23 protein-coding genes are annotated in these 24,237 nt (G+C 75.3%); 12 read left to right on the top strand and 11 right to left on the bottom strand.

From position 1 onward, the window contains the following. Positions 1-10 precede the first annotated feature (10 nt). Positions 11-838: a formate dehydrogenase accessory sulfurtransferase FdhD gene (gene fdhD / locus Ae331Ps2_RS24330; protein WP_075306304.1), complete on the bottom strand. Its 828-nt coding sequence runs from the start codon at positions 836-838 to the stop codon at positions 11-13. A 50-nt stretch (positions 839-888) separates the two neighbouring features. Here fdhD and Ae331Ps2_RS24325 point away from each other — a divergent pair, with 50 nt between their 5' ends. Further along, positions 889-1,677 carry a molybdenum cofactor guanylyltransferase gene (locus tag Ae331Ps2_RS24325; RefSeq protein ID WP_198932178.1) on the top strand — a complete coding sequence of 263 codons (789 nt, stop codon included), beginning with the start codon at positions 889-891 and terminating at the stop codon, positions 1,675-1,677. Between the two features lie 73 nt (positions 1,678-1,750). On the opposite strand, the gene Ae331Ps2_RS24320 is transcribed toward Ae331Ps2_RS24325, so the two are convergent. Then, a complete protein-coding gene (locus Ae331Ps2_RS24320; RefSeq protein WP_075306307.1) occupies positions 1,751-2,305 on the bottom strand; it encodes a TetR/AcrR family transcriptional regulator in 555 nt (184 codons plus the stop codon). A 45-nt stretch (positions 2,306-2,350) separates the two neighbouring features. Between Ae331Ps2_RS24320 and Ae331Ps2_RS24315 the strand changes: the two genes are divergently transcribed. Further along, positions 2,351-3,259, top strand: coding sequence for an SDR family oxidoreductase (locus Ae331Ps2_RS24315; RefSeq protein ID WP_075306309.1), 909 nt, complete (start codon positions 2,351-2,353; stop codon positions 3,257-3,259). A 4-nt stretch (positions 3,260-3,263) separates the two neighbouring features. Here Ae331Ps2_RS24315 and Ae331Ps2_RS24310 read toward each other — a convergent pair whose 3' ends face one another. The 4 genes from Ae331Ps2_RS24310 to Ae331Ps2_RS24295 all read right to left on the bottom strand — a co-directional run bounded on the left by Ae331Ps2_RS24310 (position 3,264) and on the right by Ae331Ps2_RS24295 (position 8,299). Continuing rightward, entirely contained in the window at positions 3,264-4,496 is a 1,233-nt protein-coding gene (locus tag Ae331Ps2_RS24310) for an MFS transporter (protein WP_337819503.1), read from the bottom strand. A gap of 64 nt (positions 4,497-4,560) precedes the next feature. Continuing rightward, positions 4,561-5,211, bottom strand: coding sequence for a methyltransferase (locus Ae331Ps2_RS24305; RefSeq protein ID WP_075306311.1), 651 nt, complete (start codon positions 5,209-5,211; stop codon positions 4,561-4,563). 2 nt (positions 5,212-5,213) lie between these two features. After that, entirely contained in the window at positions 5,214-6,716 is a 1,503-nt protein-coding gene (locus Ae331Ps2_RS24300; protein WP_337819504.1) for an amidohydrolase, read from the bottom strand. Positions 6,717-6,721: 5 nt separating this feature from the next. Continuing rightward, positions 6,722-8,299, bottom strand: a complete 1,578-nt coding sequence (locus Ae331Ps2_RS24295) for a phosphatase PAP2 family protein (protein ID WP_226358165.1) — start codon at positions 8,297-8,299, stop codon at positions 6,722-6,724. Between the two features lie 42 nt (positions 8,300-8,341). On the opposite strand from Ae331Ps2_RS24295, the gene pafA reads away from it, so the two are divergent. Continuing rightward, positions 8,342-9,703, top strand: coding sequence for a Pup--protein ligase (gene pafA / locus Ae331Ps2_RS24290; RefSeq protein ID WP_075306313.1), 1,362 nt, complete (start codon positions 8,342-8,344; stop codon positions 9,701-9,703). A gap of 44 nt (positions 9,704-9,747) precedes the next feature. On the opposite strand, the gene glsA (Ae331Ps2_RS24285) is transcribed toward pafA, so the two are convergent. The 4 genes from glsA (Ae331Ps2_RS24285) to Ae331Ps2_RS24270 all read right to left on the bottom strand — a co-directional run bounded on the left by glsA (Ae331Ps2_RS24285) (position 9,748) and on the right by Ae331Ps2_RS24270 (position 12,900). After that, the gene (glsA, locus tag Ae331Ps2_RS24285; protein ID WP_075306315.1) at positions 9,748-10,743 is read right to left on the bottom strand and encodes a glutaminase A; all 996 of its coding nucleotides are present in this window, start codon (positions 10,741-10,743) and stop codon (positions 9,748-9,750) included. 65 nt (positions 10,744-10,808) lie between these two features. Further along, on the bottom strand, positions 10,809-11,462 hold the full coding sequence (locus Ae331Ps2_RS24280; RefSeq protein WP_075306317.1) for a DUF6226 family protein: 654 nt from the start codon (positions 11,460-11,462) through the stop codon (positions 10,809-10,811). A 73-nt stretch (positions 11,463-11,535) separates the two neighbouring features. Beyond that, positions 11,536-12,597 (bottom strand): glutaminase A, encoded by a 1,062-nt coding sequence (gene glsA / locus Ae331Ps2_RS24275; RefSeq protein WP_075306319.1) that lies wholly within the window; start codon positions 12,595-12,597, stop codon positions 11,536-11,538. 63 nt (positions 12,598-12,660) lie between these two features. After that, on the bottom strand, positions 12,661-12,900 hold the full coding sequence (locus Ae331Ps2_RS24270; protein WP_075306321.1) for a hypothetical protein: 240 nt from the start codon (positions 12,898-12,900) through the stop codon (positions 12,661-12,663). A 193-nt stretch (positions 12,901-13,093) separates the two neighbouring features. Between Ae331Ps2_RS24270 and Ae331Ps2_RS24265 the strand changes: the two genes are divergently transcribed. The 8 genes from Ae331Ps2_RS24265 (at position 13,094) to Ae331Ps2_RS24230 (ending at position 22,665) form a co-directional block, all read left to right on the top strand. Beyond that, the gene (locus tag Ae331Ps2_RS24265; RefSeq protein WP_075311783.1) at positions 13,094-13,879 is read left to right on the top strand and encodes a YafY family protein; all 786 of its coding nucleotides are present in this window, start codon (positions 13,094-13,096) and stop codon (positions 13,877-13,879) included. Next, positions 13,876-14,907, top strand: coding sequence for a YafY family protein (locus Ae331Ps2_RS24260; RefSeq protein ID WP_075311781.1), 1,032 nt, complete (start codon positions 13,876-13,878; stop codon positions 14,905-14,907). The genes Ae331Ps2_RS24265 and Ae331Ps2_RS24260 overlap by 4 nt, the downstream gene beginning before the upstream one ends. Positions 14,908-15,067: 160 nt before the next feature. Further along, the gene (gene tatA, locus Ae331Ps2_RS24255) at positions 15,068-15,370 is read left to right on the top strand and encodes a Sec-independent protein translocase subunit TatA (protein WP_075306322.1); all 303 of its coding nucleotides are present in this window, start codon (positions 15,068-15,070) and stop codon (positions 15,368-15,370) included. Between the two features lie 61 nt (positions 15,371-15,431). Further along, positions 15,432-16,448 (top strand): twin-arginine translocase subunit TatC, encoded by a 1,017-nt coding sequence (gene tatC, locus Ae331Ps2_RS24250; RefSeq protein ID WP_139319006.1) that lies wholly within the window; start codon positions 15,432-15,434, stop codon positions 16,446-16,448. Between the two features lie 101 nt (positions 16,449-16,549). Then, positions 16,550-17,296, top strand: coding sequence for a UMP kinase (pyrH, locus tag Ae331Ps2_RS24245; RefSeq protein ID WP_020625403.1), 747 nt, complete (start codon positions 16,550-16,552; stop codon positions 17,294-17,296). Between the two features lie 73 nt (positions 17,297-17,369). After that, positions 17,370-20,273: an RNA helicase gene (locus tag Ae331Ps2_RS24240; RefSeq protein ID WP_075306324.1), complete on the top strand. Its 2,904-nt coding sequence runs from the start codon at positions 17,370-17,372 to the stop codon at positions 20,271-20,273. 114 nt (positions 20,274-20,387) lie between these two features. Continuing rightward, positions 20,388-21,332 carry a DUF4333 domain-containing protein gene (locus Ae331Ps2_RS24235; RefSeq protein WP_075306326.1) on the top strand — a complete coding sequence of 315 codons (945 nt, stop codon included), beginning with the start codon at positions 20,388-20,390 and terminating at the stop codon, positions 21,330-21,332. Positions 21,333-21,399: 67 nt separating this feature from the next. Then, positions 21,400-22,665, top strand: a complete 1,266-nt coding sequence (locus Ae331Ps2_RS24230; RefSeq protein WP_075306328.1) for a GNAT family N-acetyltransferase — start codon at positions 21,400-21,402, stop codon at positions 22,663-22,665. Between the two features lie 119 nt (positions 22,666-22,784). Here the strand turns inward: Ae331Ps2_RS24230 and Ae331Ps2_RS24225 are convergent, their stop codons facing one another. Next, entirely contained in the window at positions 22,785-23,561 is a 777-nt protein-coding gene (locus Ae331Ps2_RS24225; protein ID WP_083695927.1) for a cyclopropane-fatty-acyl-phospholipid synthase family protein, read from the bottom strand. A 66-nt stretch (positions 23,562-23,627) separates the two neighbouring features. On the opposite strand from Ae331Ps2_RS24225, the gene Ae331Ps2_RS24220 reads away from it, so the two are divergent. Beyond that, positions 23,628-24,230, top strand: coding sequence for a helix-turn-helix domain-containing protein (locus Ae331Ps2_RS24220; RefSeq protein WP_233147542.1), 603 nt, complete (start codon positions 23,628-23,630; stop codon positions 24,228-24,230). The last annotated feature ends 7 nt before the right edge of the window (positions 24,231-24,237 follow it).

The raw sequence follows: 24,237 nt of genomic DNA, 5'->3' as shown, positions 1-24,237 counted from the left end.
GCGGCGGCACTCACAGGTCGATGCGCTCGGCCCCGGTGTAGACGTTGCCGGTGTCGCCGCGCAGGAACCCGACCAGGGTCATCCCCGACTCCTCGGCCAGCTCCACCGCCAGCGACGACGGCGCCGACACGGCCGCGAGCATCGGCACCCCGGCCATCACGGCCTTCTGCACGAGCTCGAACGACGCCCGCCCGGACACCATCAGCACGGTGCCCGCCGCGGGCACCCGGCCGTCCATCACCATCCGGCCCAGCACCTTGTCCACCGCGTTGTGCCGGCCCACGTCCTCGCGGGCGGCGAGCAGATCGCCGTCGGCGTCGAACAGGGCGGCGGCGTGCAGCCCACCGGTGGAGCCGAACACCTTCTGGTGCTCGCGCAGCCGGTCGGGCAGCTCCAGCAGCAGCTCCCGGCCGATCCGCAGCGGGTCCGCGGCCGGGGAGTGCCGGGTCTTGAGCTTCACCGCGTCCAGCGACGCCTTCCCGCACACCCCGCACGACGAGGTCGTGTAGAAGTTGCGCTCCACCGACACGTCCGGCGGGGCGACGCCCTCGGCCAGGTCGACGTCGAGCACGTTGTAGGTGTTGCGGCCGTGCTCGTCGACGGAGTTGCAGTAGCGGGCCCCGGCCAGGTCCAGCCCGGAGCCGATCACACCCTCGGTCAGCAGGAAGCCGTGCGCGAGCTCCACGTCGTGGCCGGGGGTGCGCATCGTGACCGTCAGCGCCTTCCCCCCGACGCGCAGCTCCAGCGGCTCCTCGGCGACGAGGGTGTCCGGCCGCGAGCGGGTGCTGCCGTCCGCGTTCAGGTGCAGCACCGGGCGCCGCACGGTGAGCCGTCCCATTCCGATCCCCTCCCGCTGTCGACCCCCAGGGTAGGAGGAGGATCGGCGGCGTGCGCGGGTACGGGGGTCGGCGGCCGGGGGCGGGGATCGTGCCGGCGGGCGGTGCCTCGTCGCGGATGGGGACGGCGAAGGCGTCGCTGGACTGGCACGGGGCGGCGCTGCTGACCCGCACCGTCGCCGTCCTGGGCCGGGCGGTGGACGGGCCGCTGGTCGTGGTCCGCGCCGCCGGGCAGGACCTGCCGGAGCTCCCGCCGGGCACCGAGGTCGTCGACGACCCGGTGCCGGGCCTCGGCCCGCTGCCCGCGATCGGGGCCGGGCTCGCCGCCGTCTCGGGCCGGGCGCAGGTGGCGTTCGTCGCGTCGGTCGACCTGCCGCTGCTGCATCCCGCGTTCGTCGCCCGGGTGCTGGACCTGCGCGGGGACCACGACGTCGCGCTGCCCGAGGCGTTCGGGCACCACCAGCCGCTCGCCGCCGCCTACGCCACCACGCTCGCCCCGGTGATCGACGGGCTGACCGCGGCCGGGCGGGGGCGCCCGCCGTCGCTGTTCGAGCGGGTCTCGGTCCGCCGGATCGGCGAGCAGACCCTGCGCAGCGACCCGGTGCTGGCCCGCCTCGACCCGGACCTGGCGTCGCTGACCAACGTCAACACCCCCGGCGAGCTCGCCGCCGCCCGGGCCCGGCCGCTGCCGGCGGTGCGGCTGCACGAGGGGGGTCGGGGCCGCACCGTCCGCGCCCGCACGGCGGGGGAGCTGGGACGCCCGGTGGCCGTGGCCGGCGGGACGGAGCCGCTGCCGTCGTGGTTCCCGCTGGTGACCGGCGACGAGCTCGACGGTCTCTGACGCGCCCTGGCTTCCCCGGGGTGCGGGGAGCCGGTGACAAGCCGGCCGGTCCCACGGCGCGCTCCTGTGCCGGTCAGGCCGGGCGCAGCACGGTCGTGACGAACGCGGTCAGTTCGCGCCGCACGTACTCGGTCACCGGGAGGGCCGGGTCGAAGCTCCACCACAGCAACGTGCCCTGCCAGTAGGTCGCCAGCACCGCGCCCGCGCCCGGCGTGCCCTCCAGACAGGTGTCCAGGATCCGGCCGAGCGTCTCCCGCCACTCGCGGCCGCGGCGCCGGGACTCGGGGTCCAGCAGGTCCTCGCGCAGCACGAGCAGCGCGTCGGCGTAGCTGTCGATGCCCCCGTACTGCGCGGAGAGCCCGACCAGGAAGGCCACGGCTCCCTCCGGCCCGGGCGCGGCGGCCTCGCCGAGCTCGGCGGTCCGGCGCTCCAGCTGGTCCCAGGCGTGCATCAGCACCCGGTGCAGGAGCTCGGCCTTCCCGCCGAAGCGCTGCACCAGGGTGGCCGGGGCCAGACCGCTGACCTGCGCGAGCGCCGCGAACGTCAGCGCCTGGGCGCCGCCGGTGTGCAGGACGCCGAGGGCGAGGTCGAGGACGTCCGCGTCGGGGACCTGCTTGCGCCGGGGCATGACACCAGCTTATATGAACGAACACTCGTTTATATAAGGAGGACCATGGACCTCACCGGACGCATTGCCCTGGTGGCCGGCGCGACCCGCGGCGCGGGCCGCGGCATCGCCGTCGAGCTGGGCGCCGCGGGCGCGGTCGTCTACTGCACCGGGCGCACCACCCGCGACCGTCGGTCCGAGTACGACCGCCCGGAGACGATCGAGGACACCGCCGACCTGGTCACCGCCGCGGGCGGGACCGGCATCGCGGTGCCGACCGACCACCTCGACCCCGCGAGGGTCGCCACGCTGGTGGCGCGCGTCGAGCGCGACCACGGCCGGCTCGACGTGCTGGTCAACGACATCTGGGGCGGCGAGATGATGGTCGAGTGGGACACCCCGGTCTGGGAGCACGACCTGGACAACGGGCTGCGCACCCTGCGCCTGGCGATCGACACCCACCTCGTCACCGCCCACCACGCGCTGCGGCTGCTCTCCCGGACCCCGGGTGGGCTCGTCGTCGAGATCACCGACGGCACCGACGCCTACAACGCCGAGAACTACCGGCTCAACGTCTTCTACGACCTGGCCAAGATCGCACCGATCCGGCTGGCCCGGTCCTGGGCGCACGAGCTGCGCGGGCACGGCGGAACGGCCGTCGCGGTCACCCCGGGCTGGCTGCGCTCGGAGATCATGCTGGAACACTACGGGGTCACCGCCGACACCTGGCGCGACGCGTGCGCGGCCCAGCCGCACTTCGCGATCTCGGAGACACCGCGGTTCGTCGGCCGTGGGATCGCCGCGCTGGCCGCCGACCCCGACCGGCACCGGTGGAACGGCCGCTCCACCTCCTCGGGGGAGCTCGGCCGGGTCTACGGCGTCGACGACGTCGACGGGTCCCGCCCCGACGCCTGGCGCTACGTCACCGAGGTGCAGGACGCGGGTCTGCCCGCCGACACGACGGGCTACCGGTGACGGCTCACCCCGGGCTCCGCGCGTCACGACGGTCGAGCACCAGCAGCGCCGCCAGCGCCAGCAGCGCGAGCACCGCGACCGCCACGCAGAACACGATGCCCGCGGTCCGCAGCCCCCACGCCTGGCTCGCCGCCCCCAGCCCGACCACCGGCAGCGAGATCGCGACGTAGAGCACCACGAAGTACGACGACGTCGTCCCCGCCCGCTGGTGGGCCGCCACCCGCGCGTTCACCGCGGCCAGGCCCTTGGAGAACGTCATCCCCTGACCGACGCCCGCGACCACCGCGCCGACGACCAGCTCGACCATCGAGCCCCGCGCCACCGACACCGCGACGAGCGCCGCCCCGGCCGCCAACAGCACACAGCCCAGGTGCAGGATCCGCCCGGTCGGCGCGGTGCGGACCGCGAGCTGGGCGAGCACCGAGGCGCCCAGCAGCAGCAGCGACATCGCCCCGGCGACGGCGTGGCTCGGGTTCCCGATCAGCTCGGACACGATCCGCGGGGACAGCGCGGTGAACAGGCCCAGCACCGCGAACCCGGCGACCCCGGCCGTCGCGGCGACCCCGAACACCGCGCGCACCGCGGGCGGCACCTCGGGGCGCTGGGGCCGCAACACCGGGCGCGCGGGCAGGTCGGTCACGGTCTCCGGTGCGCCCAGCACGAGCAGCCCGCACAGCGCGACGGCGACGGCGTGCACCGCGAAGGACAGGTGCAGCGGCGCCGGCAGGTACTCCACGGCCACCCCGGCGAGCGCCGCGCCCAGCCCGAGCCCGCCGATGTTCGCGACGGTCGCGACCGCGGCCCCGCGTTCCCGCCAGGACTCCGGCGCGGCCTCGATGACCGCGGCGGTCGCCGCCCCGGCGAAGATGCCGGCGGAGAAGCCGGACAGCAGCCGTCCGACCAGCAGCACCCACACCGGGCCCGCCACCAGGAACACCAGGCTCGACGCCAGCGACAGCGCCACCCCCGCCAGCAGCATCGGCCGCCGTCCCAGCTGGTCCGACCACCGTCCGGTGACCAGCAGCGCGGCGAGCACCCCGACCGCGTAGACGGCGAAGATCACTGTCTGGACGGTGGCGGAGAACCCGAGCTCGTGCTGGTAGAGCGCATACATCGGGGTCGGCATCGTCGCCCCGAGCATGACCACGGCGAACGTCACGGCCAGGCCGGCGAAGGCGGCGGCCCGAGGCAGTCGGAGGATGGCGGAACCCCTTCCGGAGGTCGTTGCGCGGCGCACCGCTCATGATCGCAGCCGGTCGGGGCGACGGCATCCGCAGCGCCCGGCACACCCCGCCGCACGGTCAGGGACGGCGCAGGACGTGCAGGTCCACCCCGTCGGGCAGCGGCCGGGTCGTGACCGTCCAGACCTCCCGGGCGGCGGCGAGCCAGCGCGGCGTCTCGGGGCGACCCGGGTCGGCCAGCCACACCTGCCCGTCGGGGGCGGTCACCCGCGGCAGCAGCGCGGCGAGCGCGTCGGCGGCGGCCACGCCGTAGAGCACGTCGGCGGCCAGCACCAGGTCGCAGCGCGCGCCGCCGTCGCCCGCCCGGTCGAACGGGACCGCCGCGGTGCCCACCGCCAGCCCGCACCGGCGGGCCGACGCCGCGACCCAGGCGACGGCGGCGGCCGACCGGTCGGTGGCGAGCACCGTTCCGGCCCCGGCGCGGGCCGCGGCCAGCGACGGCAGTCCCAGCCCGCACCCCAGCTCCAGCACCCGACGCCCGGCGAGCCACCCCGGACCGGCCTCGTCGACCGCGTGCGCCAGCGCCCGGCCCGCGGGCCAGAGCCGCGCCCAGTGGGGCGGGTGCAGCTCCTCGCTGCCACCGGGCCCCGGCACCGGCTCGAACGCCACGACGTCCGGGTCGGCTGGGCGCAGCACCGTCAACGGCCCGGACGGCAGCGCGATCTCCTCCAGCACACCCGGCCCGGTCGGCCCGGTGACCCGGCGGTGCACCCTCAGACCCCCGAGCGGTGGGTCCAGCGCCCGCCGACCAGCGTCCCGGCCACCGGCATGGCGCGCAGCACGGCCGGTTCGCAGGAGGTGGGGTCGGCCTCGGTGAGCACGAGGTCGGCCCGGGCGCCGACGGCGACCGCCGCGGTCGCGCCGTCGACCACCCCGAACGACGCGTCGAGCGCGGTCGCCCGGTCGATCTCCTGCTCGGGGTGCCAGCGGTCCCGGTCGTCGGCGGTGCGGTGCACGGCGGCGGCGAGCGCGATCCACGGGTCCAGCGGCGCGACCGGGGCGTCGGAGCCGAGGGCGAGGCGGGCTCCGGCGCGGTGCAGCGACGCGAACGCGAACGCCCGGTCGGTGCGGCCCGCCCAGAGCCGGTCGGCGACGTCGCGGTCGTCGAGGGCGTGCTCGGGCTGCACGCTCGCGACCAGGCCGAGACCGGCGAAGCGGGGGACGTCGTCGCCGGTCAGCAGCTGGGCGTGCTCGACCCGCCCGCGGGCCCCGGTCGCGGCGAACGCGTCGAGGACCAGGGTGTTGGCGTGGTCACCGATGGCGTGCAGGGCCGCGGTGAGCCCACCCGCGTGCGCACGGGCCAGCAGCGGGCGCAGCTCGTCCGGCGGCACCAGCAGCAGCCCGCACGGGTGCTCCAGGGGGTTCTCCGGCGGCGCGGGGTAGGGGTCGTAGCAGTAGGCGGTGCGGGTGTTGAGCGACCCGTCGGTGATCACCTTCAGCGGGCCGGCGGTGAGCAGGCCGTCGGTGCCCTCGACGACGTCGCCGGTGCGCAGCCCGGTGGCCAGGGCGTCGTCGAGACGGTCGGGCCACACCGACGCCTCGACCCGCAAACCGGTCGTGCCGCCGGCGATCCGGCGTCGCCAGTCCGGCAGCGACCACGGCGCCTCGAAGTCGACGACGCCGACCACCCCGCGTGCCGAGGCCGCGGTGACGGCGTCGGCGACGAACCCGTCGAGGGCCTCGGTCGGCGCGTCCTGCAGCGCGGGGGAGACGACGGCGAAGAACTCCGACTCCCGGATCCGGCCGGTCGGGTGCCCGTCGTGCCCGAAGCGGGCCAGCGCGGCGCCGTTGAGCCAGCCCTGGTGCAGGTCCCCGGACACGAGCACGACGGGGGTGTCACCGGTGACCGGGTCGAGCAGCGCGCGGTGCGCCTCGTCGGGCCACAGCGCGTCGCGGAACCCGAACCCGACCAGCACCTCACCGGCGGCCGGTGGCGCGGTCGCCAGCCGCCGCGCGACGAGCGCCGCGGCGTCGGCGGCCGAGCGGGCGCCGGACACGTCCAGCCTGCGGCGGGCCAGCGCCCACTGGGCCATGTGCACGTGGTGGTCCCACAACCCCGGCAGCAGCGCCCGCCCGTCGCACTCGACGACCTCGGCGCCGCCCGGGTCGAGCCCGGCGCCCACGGCGCGCACCCGGCCCCCGTCCAGGAGCACGTCGACCGGACCGCCCAGGCCGTCGCAGCCGGGCCGCAGCGGGCGGACCGAGCGCAGCAGCACGGGTCTCACCCCTGGAACGGCCGGTCCCGCCCGGTCCAGCGCTCCTCGTCGCGGCGGTAGACCGGGATCGGCTTCTCGGCGAGCCGGAAGGTGTAGCGCCCGGCCTCCTCGACGACCTCGCCGTCGGTGGCCAGCATGCTCGGCTCCAGCAGCTCGACGTCGAGGCTGGGCACCTCCCGCTGGTGGTAGACCCGGCTGTGCCCCAGGGCGCCCAGGATCAGCGCGATCACCACCCGCAGCCGGGAGAACCGCACGTCGGCCCGCAGCCAGCGCACGTCGAGCAGGCCCGAGTCCAGCGTCGGCCGCCACGCCGGGACCGCGCCGCGCGGGTAGTACGGCCCGTTCCCGACGAACAGGAACCACACCTTGTACCAGCGGCCCTCGATCTTCACGCTGATCTTCTCCGAGCGCTGCAGCACGGTGATCAGGGCCGCGGCGAACGCCGGCCACTTGCCGTAGCGCGGCTGCCACTGCTCCCGCAGCCGCACCAGCTCCGGGTAGGAGCCGATCGAGGCGGTGTTGATGAAGTAGCGGGTGCGGGTGACCGAGATGTCCTCGGGGTCGTCGAGCCGGCCCGGGTGGGCCTCGACCAGCGCCAGATCGACCGCGACGGCCTCCCCGGCCTGGGTGGCGTCGACGGCCTCCTGGGTGTCGTAGACGCCGACGTCGCGCGCGAAGTGGTTCAGCGTCCCGCCCGGCACGACGACCAGCGGCAGGCCGTGCCGGTCGGCGACCGCGGCGGCGGTGGCGACGGTGCCGTCGCCGCCCGCGACACCCACGGCGCGCACCCACTGCCCGCGCTCGGCCAGCGCGTCCTCCAGCATGTCCTCGACCTTCACCCCGTCGCCGACCACCAGGTGGTGCGCGGCGGGCAGCCGCTCCCGGACCTCCTCGGACACGTCGGTGTCGGGCGGCCCGGAGAACGGGTTCGACACGATGACCAGGCCCTCGCCCTGCGGCAGCGCCGGCACGGTGTCGATCGGGCGGGCACGGGCCTCGTCGCTGGGGCGCACCGGCCACCAGCGGTTCGTCAGCTTCGCCACGCCGGTGCCGATCGCCGCGCCGACGAGCACGTCGGAGGTCCAGTGCACCCCCACGTGCACCCGTGACCAGCCCACCAGCGCCGCCAGCGGCACCACGACCGGTGCGGCCCGGCGGTTCTCCATCACCACCGCCGTCGCGAACGCCGCGGCCGAGGCGGCGTGCCCCGACGGGAACGACGACGACGACGGCGGGTCGGCCACCGTCCGGTAGGCCGGCAGCTCGGCCGCGGCCGGGCGCCGGCGCGGCAACAACGGCTTGAGCAGCGCGTTCGCGGTGAAGCTGGTCAGCGCGATGGACGCGATCCCGCGCATCGCCGCCTTGCGCCCGGCTCCCCGGCGCACCGACAGCACCGCGGCGATCGCGAACCACAGCACGCTGTGGTCGGCGGTGCGGGTCAGCCGCCGCAGCGAGGTGTCCACCCGGCTCGGTGGACGGCTCGAGATGAACTCGGTGACCGCCCGGTCGGCCCGGGACACCGAGTCCGCCCCGCGGTCCAGTCGACGGGACCTGCGGGCGACGCGTTCGAACCATCCACTCACAGTCGTGACAGTAGAGGGGGTCGGGCGCCTACCCTGAACGGCATGCAGCGTCGGATCTTCGGGGTCGAGACGGAGTTCGGTGTCACGTGCACCTTCCACGGGCAGCGCCGGCTGTCCCCGGACGAGGTGGCGCGCTACCTCTTCCGTCGGGTGGTGTCGTGGGGCCGGTCCTCCAACGTCTTCCTCCGCAACGGTGCCCGTCTCTACCTCGACGTCGGGTCGCACCCCGAGTACGCCACGGCGGAATGCGACTCCCTGACCCAGCTGGTGTCCCACGACAAGGCCGGTGAACGGATCCTCGAGGACCTCCTCGTCGACGCCGAACGACGGCTGGTCGACGAGGGCATCGGCGGCGACATCTACCTGTTCAAGAACAACACCGACTCCGCGGGCAACTCCTACGGCTGCCACGAGAACTACCTCGTCGCGCGGCAGGGCGAGTTCTCCCGGATCGCCGACGTGCTCCTGCCGTTCCTGGTCACCCGCCAGCTCATCTGCGGTGCCGGGAAGGTCCTGCAGACCCCGCGCGGCGCGGTCTACTGCCTGTCCCAGCGCGCCGAGCACATCTGGGAGGGCGTCTCCTCCGCGACGACCCGGTCCCGGCCGATCATCAACACCCGCGACGAGCCGCACGCCGACGCCGAGCGCTACCGGCGGCTGCACGTGATCGTCGGGGACTCGAACATGTCCGAGGTGACGACCCTGCTCAAGGTCGGGTCGGCCACCCTGGTGCTGGAGATGATCGAGGCCGGCGTCCAGTTCCGGGACTTCACCCTGGACAACCCGATCCGCGCGATCCGCGAGATCAGCCACGACCTCACCGGGCGTCGCCCGGTGCGGATGGCCGGTGGCCGGGAGGCCTCGGCGCTGGACATCCAGCGCGAGTACCACGCCCGCGCCGTCGAGTACCTGGAGGCGACCGGGCACCCGGACCCGGCGATGGCGCGCGTCGTCGAGCTGTGGGGACGCACGCTGGACGCCATCGAGTCCCAGGACCTGTCGAAGATCGACCGCGAGATCGACTGGGCGATCAAGCACCGGCTGGTGGAGCGCTACCGGGCCAAGCACGACCTGGACCTGTCCAGCGCCCGGGTCGCCCAGCTCGACCTGGCCTACCACGACGTCCGCCGGGGCCGCGGCCTGTTCGACATGCTGCAGCGCAAGGCGCTGGTCGACCGGGTCACCGACGACGGCGAGATCGAGGCCGCGAAGGACACCCCGCCGCAGTCGACCCGGGCGAAGCTGCGCGGTGACTTCATCGCCGCGGCCCAGGCCGCCGGGCGGGACTTCACCGTCGACTGGGTGCACCTGAAGCTGAACGACCAGGCCCAGCGCACCGTGCTGTGCAAGGACCCGTTCCGCGCCGTCGACGAGCGGGTGGACCGCCTGATCGCCTCGCTCTGACCGCCGCCCCCGGGGTGGGGGTGCACCCACCCCGGGGCCACGGCTCAGTCCGGCTGGGCGATCCGGCCGAAGCGCGACTCCTGCGGGTCGGCGAACACGTGCAGCCCGAACCGCGACGACAGCTCCCGGCAGACCGCGACCCCGCGCACCGAGTTGCCGTGCCGGTCCAGGCCGGGGGAGTACACGCCGAGCCCGAACCAGCGCGGCAGCACACCCATGATCCCGCCGGACACCCCGCTCTTGGCCGGGATGCCGACGTCGTGCGCCCACTCGCCCGCGGCGTCGTACATGCCGCACATGCTCATCACGCTGATCACCGTGCGCAGGTGCTCGCGGGACAGCGCCCGCTCACCGGTCAGCGGGTTGACCCCGCCGTGCGCGAGTGTCGCGCCCATCACCGACAGCTCCGGCGCGGTGACCGTGATCGAGCAGGCGGCGAGGTAGACGTAGAGGGTGTCGTCGATGTCGCCGTGCAGCATCCCCAGGCTCCGCATGAGGTAGCTGAGCCCGAGGTTGCGGTCGTTGGAGACCAGCTGCTCGTCGAGGACGTCCTGGTCGATCTCCAGCGACGGGTTGCCGGTGTAGACCCGGTTGCGCTCCAGCAGCCGCCCGGCCCGCTCCTCCTTCGTCGCCCCCTGCACCATGTTCGCCGCGACCAGCGCCCCGGCGTTGATCATCGGGTTGAACGGGCGGTGGTGCACGTGGTCGAAGGTGATGGAGTTGAACGGGTCCCCGGAGGGCTCCACGCCGATCCGGCGCAGCGTCTCGGCCAGGCCGTTGTCCTCCAGCGCGAGCCCGTAGGTGAAGACCTTCGAGATCGAGTGCAGTGGGAAGCGGACCTCGCAGTCGCCGACCTGCCACTGCGTGCCGTCGACGTTCGTGCCGGCCAGGCCGAACTCCTCGGCCCGGGCCTCCATCTCCGGCGGGTAGTAGCTGACGACCTCCTCGCCGGGCAGCAGGATGCCGCTCCCCGCGGTGCAGGTGCTGCGGAGCTCCTCGAACTGCTGCTGGACCAGTTCACGCTCGGCCTGGGCGACCATCGGTGTCCCTTTCGTCGGGGGTGTCCGGGCGCACCGTACCGACGGCGCCGGGCCCGGCCGCGGGCTCAGCCGTCGCGCCGGGTGGGCCAGGGGGCCCAGCGACGGTCGTTCGGGCCTGCCGGGCCGAGGTCCTCCTCGTCCTCCGTCGCGGCCCACGACTCGCCGGAGGACGACCCGCCCGCGTAGGGGCCGAGGGCGTGGCCGTGCCACATGCGGTCGGCCCGGCGGACCCGCCACTCCCGGAAGGCGCCCGCCGTGATCGCCCCCACGGTCCGCTCCAGTTCGTCGGCGAGCCGCTCCACGTCGTCGTCGCAGGCGTCGCAGCCGCACACGGGCAGCGACGACCGCCACCAGGCCCCGGCGGCGAGGCCGAGCCCGGGAAGCGCCGTCCACGTAACGGTCAGCGTGGCGGCCGCCGGATCGCGCGGACGCAGCGACGTCGTCCGCAGGACGGTGTCGGGCAGAAGCTCCGCGGCGTCCCCGGTGGTCGCCGGGTCCTCGGGCAGCTCGGACAGCTCGACGTCGAACCGTTCCGCCAGGTCCGCGACCAGCGCGTCGGCGACGGCGTGCAGCGGCCGGAACCGCTCCGGGTGGGTCACCACCGAGTAGCTGTCCTCGGGCGGGCCGTCGGAGTCCCACCGGTGGCCGTAGGGGATCACCGAGCCGTCGGCGTCGCGGAACGGCCCGGTCACGACGACCGGACGGCGGTAGCTGGACACCCCCGCAGCATGACCGCGGCCCGGACCCGCGGCACCCGGTTTCCGTCCGCCGGGGCGACGGCCCGCGCCCCGGTCAGGGCGCCTCGCCGATCCCGTCGGGCAGCCAGCCGTCGCCGGAGGGGTACATCTCGGTGGTCTCCTCGCGCCGGCCCGGGCGCACGATCCGGCCCAGCCGCGACTCCGACGGGTCGGCGAACACGTGCAGCCCGAACCGGTCGGACAGCTCCCGGCACACCGCCACCCCGCGGACCGAGTTGCCGTGCCGGTCCAGCCCGGGGGAGTAGACGCCGACCCCGATCGCGTCCGGGATCGCCGCCAGGATCGCCCCGGACACGCTGGACTTGGCCGGGATGCCGACCTCGTAGGCCCACTGTCCGGCGGCGTCGTACATGCCGCACATGCTCATCACGCTCAGCACGTCCCGGGTGTAGGTGCGGGGCAGCGCGGGCACCCCGGTGAACGGGTTCGCCCCGCCCCGGGCCAGGGTCGCCGCCATCGTCGACAGCTCGCTCGCGGTGACCGTGACCGAGCAGGCCGCCAGGTAGACGTAGAGGTTGTCCTCGATGTTGCCGTGCAGCATCCCCAGGCTGCGCATGAGGTAGGACAGGGCGACGTTGCGGTCGTTGGAGACCAGCTGCTCGGCGAGGACGTCCTCGTCGACGGCCAGGTCGGGGTTGCCCGCGTAGATCCGCAGCCGGGTCAGCAGCCGCTCGACCTTCTCCTCCCGGGTCGCGCCGTGCACCAGGTTCACCGCGACCAGCGCCCCCGCGTTGATCATCGGGTTGAACGGGCGGTGGTTGACCTCGTCGAAGCTGATCGAGTTGAACGGGTCCCCGGACGGCTCGACCCCGACCCGCAGCAGGACCTCCTCGCGGCCGTTGTCCTCCAGCGCCAGGCCGTAGGTGAACACCTTCGAGATGGAGTGCAGCGGGAAGCGGACCCTGGCGTCGCCGACCTCCCACTGGGTGCCCTCGATGTCGGTGGCGGCCAGCCCGAACAGGTGCGCCCGCTCGGCCATCGCCGGCGGGTAGTAGGCGACGACCCGCCCGTCGGGCACCCCACCGGGGCCCCCGATCGCCGCGTGCAGCTCCTCGAGCTGCCGCTGCACGATCGCGCGCTCGGTCTGCTGCTCCATCGGCGCCCCTCCCCGCGGACCGGTCCGTCCGTGCGGAGCGCAAACTAGATCACCGGCGCGCGGTCACTCGATCCCGGGCATGATCCGGCGCCGCAGCTCGGCCAGCTCGTCCTGGACCTCCGGGTCGGCCGGACCCGCCTTCTCCGGTGCCGGGGCGATCCCCAGGGACCGCAGCAGCCCGGTCGCGGCCGCGGCCGGGTCCCCGGTCTCCCCGAGCACCGGGCGCAGGCCCTGGTCGGCCAGGTGGTGGAACACCAGGTTCACCACGGTCCACGGGTTGTAGGTCTCCTGCTCGCCGGACATGCGCCACCTCCACGTGCCGGTACGGCCGCGGCGCCGCACCCGGGGTCGAGCCTTTGCCGTGCGCGGGCCGTCGTCAACGACCCTGTCGCAGGATGAGACACCGGTCAGCGGTGACCGGTACCCGGCGCGGTCCCGGGTGCCCGCGGCCCGGGGCGCCCGATCCGCCCCGTCCGGCCTGGCTACGATGCCCGTCGTGTCCTCCGCCCGCGCCGAGCGACTGGTCAACCTGGTGCTCTGCCTGATGTCGACGCGCCAGTACCTGTCCGCGGAACGGATCCGGTCCATCGTCCCCGGCTACGCCGACGGCGCCGGCGACGAGGCGTTCTTCCGGATGTTCGAGCGGGACAAGGCCGAGCTGCGGGAGCTGGGCGTGCCCCTGGAGACCGGCCACAACTCGGTGTTCGACACGGTCGAGGGCTACCGGATCGCCCGGGCCGACTACGAGCTCGGCGAGATCCACCTCGACCCGGACGAGGCGACCGTCGTCGCGCTGGCCGGGAACCTCTGGGACTCCCCGGAGCTGGCCGGGGCCGCGCACGGCGCGCTGGTGAAGCTGCGCGCCGCCGGCGTCGAGGTCGCCGAGACCCCGGCCGCGGCGATCCGCCCCGGTGCCGCCGCGGGCGAGCCGGCGCTCGCGCCGCTGCTGGGCGCGGTCACCGTGCCCGACGGCGTCGACCTGCGGGCCCTGGTGCGCGCCTCGGCGGGCCCGCAGCCGGTGTCGGGGACCGCGCGGGTCTGGGTCGCGGCGGGACGCGCGGCCGGGCTGCGCCGCACCGGCCGCGAGCGCGGGCCGCGCGAGCACGCGGGCCGTCCGGGCGTGGAGATCGAGCTGGACCTGCGTGACCGGGGCACCGTCGCGCGCTGGCTGGCCGGGCACGGCCCGGACGTCGCCGTCCTGGACCCGCCGGAGCTGGCCCGCGCGGTCCGCGAGCTGTGGGAGGCCGCGCTCGGCGCCGGAGCCCGGGGGGCCCGCACGTGAGCCGTCAGGGCGTCGCCCAGCGCCTGCCCCGGCTGTTGTCGCTGGTGCCCTACCTGCGCGCGCACCCAGGGGTGCCGGTCGCCGAGGCCGCCGCGGACTTCGGCGTCGACGAGCGGCAGCTGCGCAAGGACCTGGAGCTGCTGTGGATGTGCGGCCTGCCCGGCTACGGGCCGGGTGACCTGGTCGACCTGTCCTTCGCCGGGGACACCGTCGACGTCGTCTTCGACGCCGGGCTGACCCGGCCGCTGCGCCTGACCACGACCGAGGCGACCGCGTTGCTCGTGGCGCTGCGCATGCTGCACCAGACCGCCGGGGTGGTCGACTCCGACGCCGTCGGGCGGGCCATCGCCAAGGTCGAGGCCGCGGTGGGGGAGGCGGCCGGTCCGGGCGGCCTGGTCACCGTCGAGTCCGGGATCGGCGAGCGCGACACCACCGCCGTCGTGCGCCGGGCCCTGGACCGCGGGCGCGCGCTGCGCATCGTCTACTTCACCGCGGGCCGCGACGCGGTGTCCCGCCGCGACGTCGACCCGATGCGGCTGGTCGTCAGCGGCGGGCGCGGCTACCTGGAGGCGTGGTGCCGCCGGGCCGAGGACGTGCGGATGTTCCGCCTGGACCGGGTCGAGCAGGCCGAGGAGCTCGACGAACCGGCCCGCGCACACCCCGAGGCACGGCCCGTCGACGTCTCGCACGGGCTGTTCAGCCCGCGTGCCGAGCACCGGTACGCGGTCCTGGAGCTCGAACCGGACGCCCACTGGGTCGCCGAGTACTACCCGGTCGACGAGGTGCGCACCGCCGCCGGCGAGCTGGTCGAGGGCGACCCGCCGCCCGGCGCGCCGGACCCGGTGCCCGCACCGGCGGGCGGCGACGACCGGCTGCGGGTGCTGCTCCGCTTCGCCGACGACGACTGGCTGGTCCGTCTCGTACTCGGCCTCGGCGGCTCGGCCCGCATCCTCGAACCGCCCGAGCTGGCCACGGCGGTGCGCGACCGGGCCCGCGAGGCCCTGCGGACCGCCGACGCGTCACCCTAGGTCACACCGCCCGTCACCGACGCGTGAATGCGACAGGATGACGACGACGGGATGAACACCGGGTGACCGTGGCCACGTCCGACGACGGGGGGACCGGGCGACCGATTCGCCCGTGTCTACACTCGGTCCTGACCCGGCCCGATCGACGCGAGGTGGACCCATGCCCGGTGGCTACGAGTGGCTGATCATCATCGCCGTTCTGCTCCTGCTGTTCGGCGCGAAGAAGCTGCCCGAGATGGCGCGTTCGGTCGGCCAGTCCGCCCGCGTGTTCAAGGGCGAGATGAAGGGCCTCAAGGACGACGACGCCCGCACCCGTCAGGGCGAGGAGCCCAAGCCCGCCCAGGAGCTGCCCGCGGCCGCCCCGGCGCCGCAGCAGACCACACCGGCCCCGCAGCAGCAGGCCCCGCAGCAACCGCAGGCACCGGCGCAGGCCACCGACCGGCCCGCCGGCCCGGCCGCCTGAGGCACCTCCTCCCGTGAAGGCACCGTTCCGTCGGAAGCGCAGGCTCAACCCCGACGGGACCATGACCCTGATCGAGCACCTCTACGAGCTGCGCAACCGGCTCGGCATCTCGCTCGCCGCGATCGTGGTGACGACGGTGTTCGGCTACATCTGGTTCGAGGTCTCGTTCTTCGGCTTCCCCAGCCTGGGGGAGCTGCTCAAGGAGCCCTACTGCTCCCTGCCGCCCTCGGCGCGCGCGTCGCTGACGGCGGACCCGAACGTCTGCACCCTGCTCGGCACCACCCCGTTCGACCAGTTCATGCTGCGCCTGAAGGTCGGGGCCACGGCCGGGATGATCCTGGCCTGCCCGATCTGGCTCTACCAGCTGTGGGGGTTCATCACCCCTGGTCTGCTGAAGAAGGAGCGCCGCTACGCGCTGAGCTTCGTCTCGGTCGCCGCGGTGCTGTTCGTCGCCGGCGCGGTGCTGGCCTACCTGATCATCCCGCAGGCGCTCGGCTTCCTGCTCACCATCGGTAGCGAGATCCAGACGACGGCACTGACCGGCACGTCGTACTTCTCCCTGGTCGTCAACCTGATCGTCATCTTCGGGGTCAGCTTCCTGATCCCGCTGCTGGTCGTCGCGCTCAACGCGGCCGGGGTCGTGTCCTACGACCTGTTGCGCCGCTCCCGGCGCGGGCTGATCTTCGGGCTGTTCTGCTTCGCCGCGATCGCCACGCCCGGCCAGGACCCCATCTCGATGCTGGCGTTGGCGTTCGCGCTGACCCTGCTGTTCGAGGCGGCCATCCAGGTCTGCCGGATCACCGACCGCCGCCGGGCCCGCCGGCGGGCCGCCGAGGGCTGGGACTCCCTGGACCCGGACGAGCCGTCGCCGCTGGACACCACGCCGTCGCCGATCGAGGGGCCGTCCCGGATCGAGCCGCCCGCCCCGGTGTCCGCCCCGGTGTCCGCCCCGGTGTCCGCCACCCCGACGCACGTCGTTCCCCCGACCGGTGGCGCCACGGGCGCGGCGAACGGCCGCCCCGGTGCCGGGGCGAACGGGACCGCACCCGAGCCGCCCCGCTACGACGACATCACCTGACCGGGCGGCGCCGCAGATCCCCCCGCGGCCCGGTCCGGCACGGCTCCGTAGGCTGGCTCCCCGGATCGGGTCGGGCGGCACTGAGGAGCGGGTCGGGACAGATGAAGTACAACCGGGTGGTCATCAAGCTCAGCGGACAGGCGATGGCCGGTGCCGACGGCTTCGGGTTCTCCGCGCAGGCCCTCGCCCACCTCGCCGACCAGATCCGGCAGATGCGCGCGCTCGGGGTGCAGGTCGCGGTCGTCGTCGGCGGCGGGAACGTGTTCCGCGGCAACCGGTCCGAGACCTGGGGGATCGACCGCGTCGAGGCCGACAACATCGGCATGCTCGGCACCGTGATCAACGGCCTCCTGCTGCGCGGCAAGCTGTCCGCCGGCGGCGAGGAGAACGTCCGCGTCATGACCGCGATCCCGATCAACGCCGTCGCCGAGCCGTTCCTGCGGCTGCGCGCCAAGCGGCACCTGGAGAAGGACGCGATCCTGATCTTCTCCGGCGGCAACGGGCAGCCGTTCATCACCACCGACTACCCGAGCGTGCAGCGCGCCCTGGAGATCGGCGCGGACGCGCTGCTGGTGGCCAAGCACGGCACCGACGGCGTCTACGACACCGACCCGCGCACCAACCCCGACGCCCGCCGCTACGAGCGCCTGCCCTACGACGAGGTGCTGTCGCGCCGGCTGGCCGTGATGGACCAGACCGCGTTCATCCTGGCCCGCGACCACGGCCTGCCGCTGCACGTGTTCGACATCGAGAAGGACGGCCTGATGGCCGCCATCTGCCGTGGCGAGCACCACGGCACCGAGATCAACCCGGACATCGTCGAGGCGGAGTTCGCCCGGCCGGAGTAGGCCGGCGGTCACACGTGGCCCGGCTCACCCTGTGACGGAGCAGGGTGTCGGTGCCGTGTGACAGCCTGGGGCGGTGAATGGTTCCGCCGACCCGGCCGCCGCGTACGCGGCGGCGAAGGCCCGCGCCGCCTACCCGCGGCTGGCCGAGTTCACCGGTCTGATGCCCTTCGACCTGGACCCGTTCCAGCGCGAGGCGTGCGAGGCACTGGAGGACGGCCACGGTGTCCTGCTGTGTGCGCCCACCGGCGCCGGGAAGACCGTCGCGGGCGAGTTCGCCGTGCACCTGGCCCTGTCCGAGGGCCGCAAGTGCTTCTACACCACGCCGATCAAGGCGCTGTCGAACCAGAAGTACGCCGACCTGGTCGCCCGCTACGGCGCGGACGCGGTCGGCCTGCTCACCGGCGACACCGCGGTGAACGGCGACGCCCAGGTGGTCGTGATGACCACCGAGGTGCTCCGCAACATGATCTACGCCGACTCGGACAAGGCGGCGAACCGGCGGCTGGACCACCTCGGCTACGTGGTGATGGACGAGATCCACTACCTGGCCGACCGGTTCCGCGGCGCGGTCTGGGAGGAGGTCATCCTCCAGCTGCCCGAGCACGTCGCGGTGGTGGGTCTCTCGGCCACGGTCAGCAACGCCGAGGAGTTCGGCGACTGGCTGGTCGAGGTCCGGGGCGACACCCGCGTCGTGGTCGACGAGCACCGCCCGGTGCCGCTGTGGCAGCACATGATGGTCGGCAACCGGCTGTTCGACATGTTCGGCGAGCGGCGCACCCCCGGCGGGCCCGGGGAGGTCGTCGTCGACCCGGAGCTGGTCCGCTACACCCGCGAGATGGCGCGGCGGGACTTCACGACCTCCCGCGCCGCGGACCGGGCGGGCGATCGCGGTCCGCGCGGGCGGGGCGGCCCGCAGCGCGGACGCACCCGGGGCGGGAAGACCGACTCCACGGCCGTCGTCGGGAGGGGGCCGCGCGGGGGCGGGCCGTCGCGCGGGGGGTTCCGGCCGCCGTCGCGGGTGCAGGTGATCGACCGGCTCGACCGCGAGGGGCTGCTGCCCGCGATCACGTTCGTCTTCTCCCGGGCCGGCTGCGACGCCGCCGTCGGGCAGTGCGTGCGGGCCGGGGTGCGCCTGACCGTGCCCGAGGAGGTCGACGAGATCCGCCGGATCGTCGAGAAGCACACCGGTGACCTGCCGCAGGCCGACCTGGGTGTGCTCGGGTACTGGGAGTGGCGCGAGGCGCTGGAACGCGGCGTCGCCGCCCACCACGCGGGGCTGCTGCCGGCGTTCAAGGAGACCGTCGAGGAGCTGTTCGTCGCCGGCCTGGTGCGCTGCGTGTTCGCCACCGAGACCCTGGCGCTGGGCATCAACATGCCCGCCCGCACCGTCGTGCTGGAGCGGCTGGTCAAGTACAACGGCGAGGCCCACGTCGACCTCACCCCCGGCGAGTACACCCAGCTCACCGGGCGCGCCGGGCGGCGCGGGATCGACGTCGAGGGCCACGCCGTCGTGCTCTGGACCCCCGGCATGGACCCGGAGCAGGTCGGCGGGCTGGCCTCCACCCGCACCTACCCGCTGCGCAGCTCGTTCCGGCCCGTCTACAACATGTCGGTCAACCTGGTCGGGCGCCTCGGCACCGACGCCGCCCGCGAGCTGCTGGAACGCTCCTTCGGGCAGTTCCAGGCCGACCGGTCGGTGGTCGGGCTGGCCCGGCGGATCGACCGCAACAACGAGGCCCTGGAGGGCTACCGGGAGGCGATGACCTGCCACCTCGGCGACTTCGCCGAGTACGCCGACCTGCGGCGGCGCATCTCCGACCGGGAGAAGTCGCTGCGTCGCCAGAACACCGTCGCCGCCCGGGACGAGGCCACGGAGTCGCTGCGCGAGCTGCGCCCCGGCGACGTGATCGCGGTGCCCTCGGGCAGGCGCGCCGGGATCGCCGTGGTGCTCGACCCGGGGATCGGGGCGGTGTCGGCCGCGGGCCGTGACCCCGAGGTCCGGCCGCTGGTGTGCACCGAGGACCGGTGGGCGGGGCGGCTGTCGGCCGCGGACTTCCCGGACGTGGTGGAGGTGCTGGGCCGGATCAAGCTGCCCAAGCGGGTGGAGCACCGCTCCCCGCAGGTCCGCCGGGACCTGGCCGCCTCGTTGCGCGCCGCCCGGCTGGGGGAGGGGCGCGCCGTCGGGCGTCGTCGCCGGCCCGGGGTGCAGGACGACCCGGAGCTGTCCACGCTGCGTCGGGCCCTGCGGGCGCACCCCTGCCACGGCTGCGACGACCGGGAGGCGCACGCCCGCTGGGCCGAGCGGCACGCCCGCCTGGAGCGGGAGACCGAGTCGCTGCGGCAGAAGGTGCGGGCCACGACGCACTCGCTGGCCCGGGCGTTCGACCGGATCCGGGCGCTGCTCGCCGAGCGCGGCTACCTCGTCCCGGCCGGGGAGACCGAGCCCGGCGAGGAGGAGATCACCCCGCACGGCCGGATCCTGGCCCGGCTGTGGGGCGAGTCGGACCTGCTGGCCGCCGAGTGCCTGCGGCACGGCGCGTGGGACGGCCTGGAACCCGAGGAGCTGGCGGCGGTCGTCTCGGCGCTGGTCTACGAGTCCCGTCGGGACGACGCCCCGATGCCGCGGCTGCCCCCCGGCCCGGTGTCCGAGGCGCTGGAGCGCACCGTGCGGCTGTGGGAGGAGCTCGACGCCGACCAGCGCCGGCACAAGGCCGAACGCACCCGGGCACCCGACCTGGCCTTCGCCTGGCCGATGCACCGGTGGGCCCGCGGGGAGTCCCTGGCGCAGGTCCTGGAGGCCGCCGAGCGGAACGGGCACGAGCTGTCCGCGGGTGACTTCGTACGCTGGACCCGGCAGGTCCTCGACCTGCTCGACCAGATCGCCGGGGTCGCCGGGCGGTCGAGCCCGGTCGGGAAGGCGGCCCACCGGGCCTCCGGTGCCGTCCGGCGCGGTGTGGTCGCGGCCGGTATGCAGTAGCGGTCACCGGCACACGGCACCAGCGCACGGCACGAACGGACGGCCACGAACAGCGGCCACGAGCACGGCCACAGGCAGCAGGAACGACGAGAGAGACGGGCGGACGAGTAGGCGATGAACAACCCGCAGGGACCGGACCGGCATCCCGAGGATGCCGCGGAGCGGACCGGGGAGATCCCCGCCTGGGGCACGCCACCGCCCGGCGGGTGGGGCGCGGACCCCGAGACCACCGGAGCCTGGTCCCCCGAGCGCGACGACCGTGACGGCTGGGCCACCCACGGCAGCACCGACGCGGGCTGGGACCCGGCCACGGCCCGCCGGGACGCCACCCACGACGCCGGCGGCGCGCCCGTGCAGGGCACCGGCGGCTGGGACGCCGTCCCGCCCGCCGGCGGGCGTCACAGCGGCGACACCGGCGGCTGGGCCGCCCACGACGGATCGGCCCCCGGCGGCGACACCGGGGACCGGACCCGCGCCGAGCCGCTGTGGGGCGACGAGGCGGGTACCGGCACCGATACCGGCACCGACGGCGGGTGGGCCGTCCCGACCGGGCGCCGCGCCCGTCGCCGGGCCGCCGGGGCCGGAGCCCCCACCGACGCCGTGCCGGCGTCCTCGCCCGGGTCGCCCTGGGCCGACGCGCAGTCCACCGCGGCGGTCCCCGCCGACGGCGGGGCCGGTGCGGGCGGGTGGCAGAACCCCGGCCCCGGCGAGGACGAGCCCTGGGTGTCGCGGGACGCGGTCCGCTCCCCGTCGAGGACCCGGGTGTGGATCCTGGCCGGGATCGGCGCCGTGGTGGTGGCCGCGCTCGTCGTCGGTGCGCTGTTCTGGGCGGGCGTGCTCGGCAGCGACCGGCTCGACCGCACCGCGCTGCAGGCCGGGGTCACCCAGGTCCTCACCCGGGACTACGGCCTGCAGGTCGGTGCGATCGCCTGCCCGGAGGACGTCGAGGTGTCGGCCGGCACCCGGTTCACCTGCCAGGCCGTCGTCGACGGCGAACAGGTCGAGGTCCCCGTGGTCGTGACCAGCGACCAGGGCGACTACCAGGTCGGGCGGGTCTGACCGGGCCGCGGTGACGGCCGGCTAATCGGCTGGCGCGCGGGGCGCGCGGGCGCGAGGCTCGTCGGATGTGAGCACCGATGCCCCGTTCGCCCCGCACCCCGCCCCGCCGACGGTCGCCCCGCACACGGTCCGCACCCTGACCGACCCCGCCGACCGGCGGCGTGCGTTCGACCTGTTCCTGGGCACCCTGCACCACGGACCGATCACCGACGACGCGTGGGAGGCCCACGGCCAGGCCGCCGAAGAGCACTGGCTCGGCGTCACCGACCCCTCCGGCGCGATCGTCGGCTCCGCGTACTCCTTCCCGACCCGGCTGACCCTGCCCGGCGGGACCCGGATCCCCGCGGCCGCGGTCAGCGGCGTGGGGGTGCGACCCGACAGGACCCGCGCCGGGCGGCTGACCGCCCTCATGCGCGCCCAGCTGAGAGCGGCCCGCGACCGCGGCGACGTCGCCGCCGTGCTCCGCGCGTCGGAGGCCACCATCTACGGCCGCTACGGCTACGGCGTCGCCTCCCGCGGCGACCACGTCCGGGTCACGACGGGCGCCACGTGGCGCCCGGAGGCCCCGGCCGGGGGCGCGGTGCGGATGCTCGACCCCGACGAGGCGACCGCGCTGCTGCCCGACCTGCAGGAACGCCTCGCCGCGCACCGCCCGGGCGGGCTGACCCGCTCCGCGCGCTGGTGGCGGCGGGTGCTGCGCCCCGCTGGCCCGTCCGCCGGGGAGTACAAGGGCGTGGCGGTGCACACCGGCACCGACGGCGTCGACGACGGGTTCGTGGTGTGGGGCGTCTCCGAGGGCGACCTGGCCACCGGCGCCACGGACGAGGTCCGCCTGCAGCAGCTCTGGGCCGCCGGGCCCGCCGCGACGGCCGGGCTGTGGCGGTTCCTGACCGGTCTCGACCTGGCCGGTGCGGTGATCGGCTGGGTACGCCCCCTCGACGAGGACCTCGACCTGATGCTGACCGACTCCCGGGCCCACCGGGTCACCGGGCGCGGCGACGACCTGTGGCTGCGCCTGCTCGACCCGGGCGCGGCGCTGAGTGCCCGCACCTGGGGGCCGGGCGACCCGGTCGTGCTGCGGGTGCACGACGCGTTCCTCGGCGACACCGGCACCTGGCGCCTCGCCGGCGGCGCCGCCGAGCCCGCCGCGGCCGCCGATCCGGACCTGGAGTGCACCGTCGACGCGCTGTCGGCGGCGTTCCTCGGCGACCGGTCGCCGTCGTCGCTGGTGGCGGCGGGGCGCTGGAGCGAGCGCACCCCCGGAGCGGCGGTCCGCGCGGACGCGCTGTTCGCGGTGCCCGGCCCGGCCCCGTGGTGTGGCACGTTCTTCTGAGCGCGGCGGGCGACCCGGATCCGGCGGCTCCTGCCCCCGCCGGCGACCCGATCCGTCCCGATCCGGCGCCACCGGCCCGGCGGCCGGGGCGGACGAACGGGGCGGGACGGACGGGGCGCTCAGGCCCGGCGGCGGGCGCGCACGACCGCGTCGTGCCCGGTCACCGTGCTCCCGTCGGGCAGCGTCACCGGCCGCGGACGGGCGTCGGCGACCAGCACCTCCCACCGGTCCGGGTCGAGAGCCCCGGCGAGCTCGTGCTCGTCGGGGAACATCTCCGGCTCGGGCGGGCGCGGGATCCTCGCGGCCAGGTCGCGCGGGTGGTGCAGCACCAGCAGCAGGGTCCCGCCGGGCGCGACGGCGTCGGCGAGCACGGCGTACAGCGGGCGGCGCACGTCCGGGGGCAGGTGCAGGAACTGGGCGGTGACCAGGTCGTAGACGCCCGCGGCGGGCGGGTCGGAGCGCAGGTCGGTCGCGGTGAGGGTGACCGCGTCGGTGACCCCGGCCCGTGCCACGGCGGCCCGGGCCCGCTCCAGCGCGACGGGGGAGACGTCGACGGCATCCACCCGCCATCCCCGCGCGGCGAGCCAGACCGCGTCGCCGCCCTCCCCGCAGCCGACGTCGAGGGCCCGCCCGGGCGGCAGGTCCGCGGCCTCGGCGACGAGGGCGGCGTTGGCGTCGCCGCTCCACAGCTGCGGGCGGGTGGCGTAGTGGGTGTCCCAGAACGCCGCGGACCAGCGGTCCTCGGTCACGGTGGCTCCTCGGGTGGGTGCAGAAGAGGGAGTGGGTGTGCGGGGTGCAGCGGTGCCGGCGGTGAGCCCGTGCGGGTCGCCGCCGACGAGCGCGGCGACCCGGCGCTCGGAGGCGGCACCGAACGGGTCCGTGGGGGAGGGCGTCATGGCACCAGCGTGCGCGCCACGACGCGGAGCTGGCAAAGCTCGTTGCCGAAGTGGCAAACTGCCCGGGTGGACGAGGCGATCGCGGACACCCTGGCCGGCGTCGGCCCCCGGCTGGCCGGGCTGCGCACCGCGCAGGGCATGACCCTGGCCGACCTATCGGAGGCCACCGGCATCTCGGTGAGCACGCTGTCACGGCTCGAGTCCGGCGGGCGCCGCCCGACCCTGGAGCTGCTGCTGCCGATCGCGGCCGCCCACCAGGTGCCGCTCGACGAGCTCGTCGCCGCCCCACCGGTCGGCGACCCGAGGGTCCGGCTGCGGCCGCGCCGGGCCAACGGGATGACCGTCGTGCCGCTGACCGAGCGGCCCGGTGGGCTGCAGGCGTTCAAGATGGTCATCCCGTTCCGCGGCGACGAGCCCGACCCGCGGGTGCACGAGGGCTACGAGTGGCTCTACGTCCTCGACGGCAGGCTGCGCCTGGTCCTCGGCGGGCACGACGTCGTGCTCGGCCCGGGGGAGGCCGCCGAGTTCGACACCCACGTCCCGCACTGGTTCGGCTCGGCCGACCGCGACCGCGCCGTCGAGCTGCTCAGCCTGTTCGGCCCGCAGGGCGAGAAGATCCACACCCGCGCGGCGCCCCGCGACCGCCGTCCCGGCAGCACCGACGACTGAGCCCCAC

The organism is Pseudonocardia sp. Ae331_Ps2 (genome assembly GCF_001932405.1).
Taxonomy (GTDB): Bacteria; Actinomycetota; Actinomycetes; order Mycobacteriales; family Pseudonocardiaceae; genus Pseudonocardia.
This window is presented reverse-complemented; position numbering and strand designations above follow the sequence as displayed.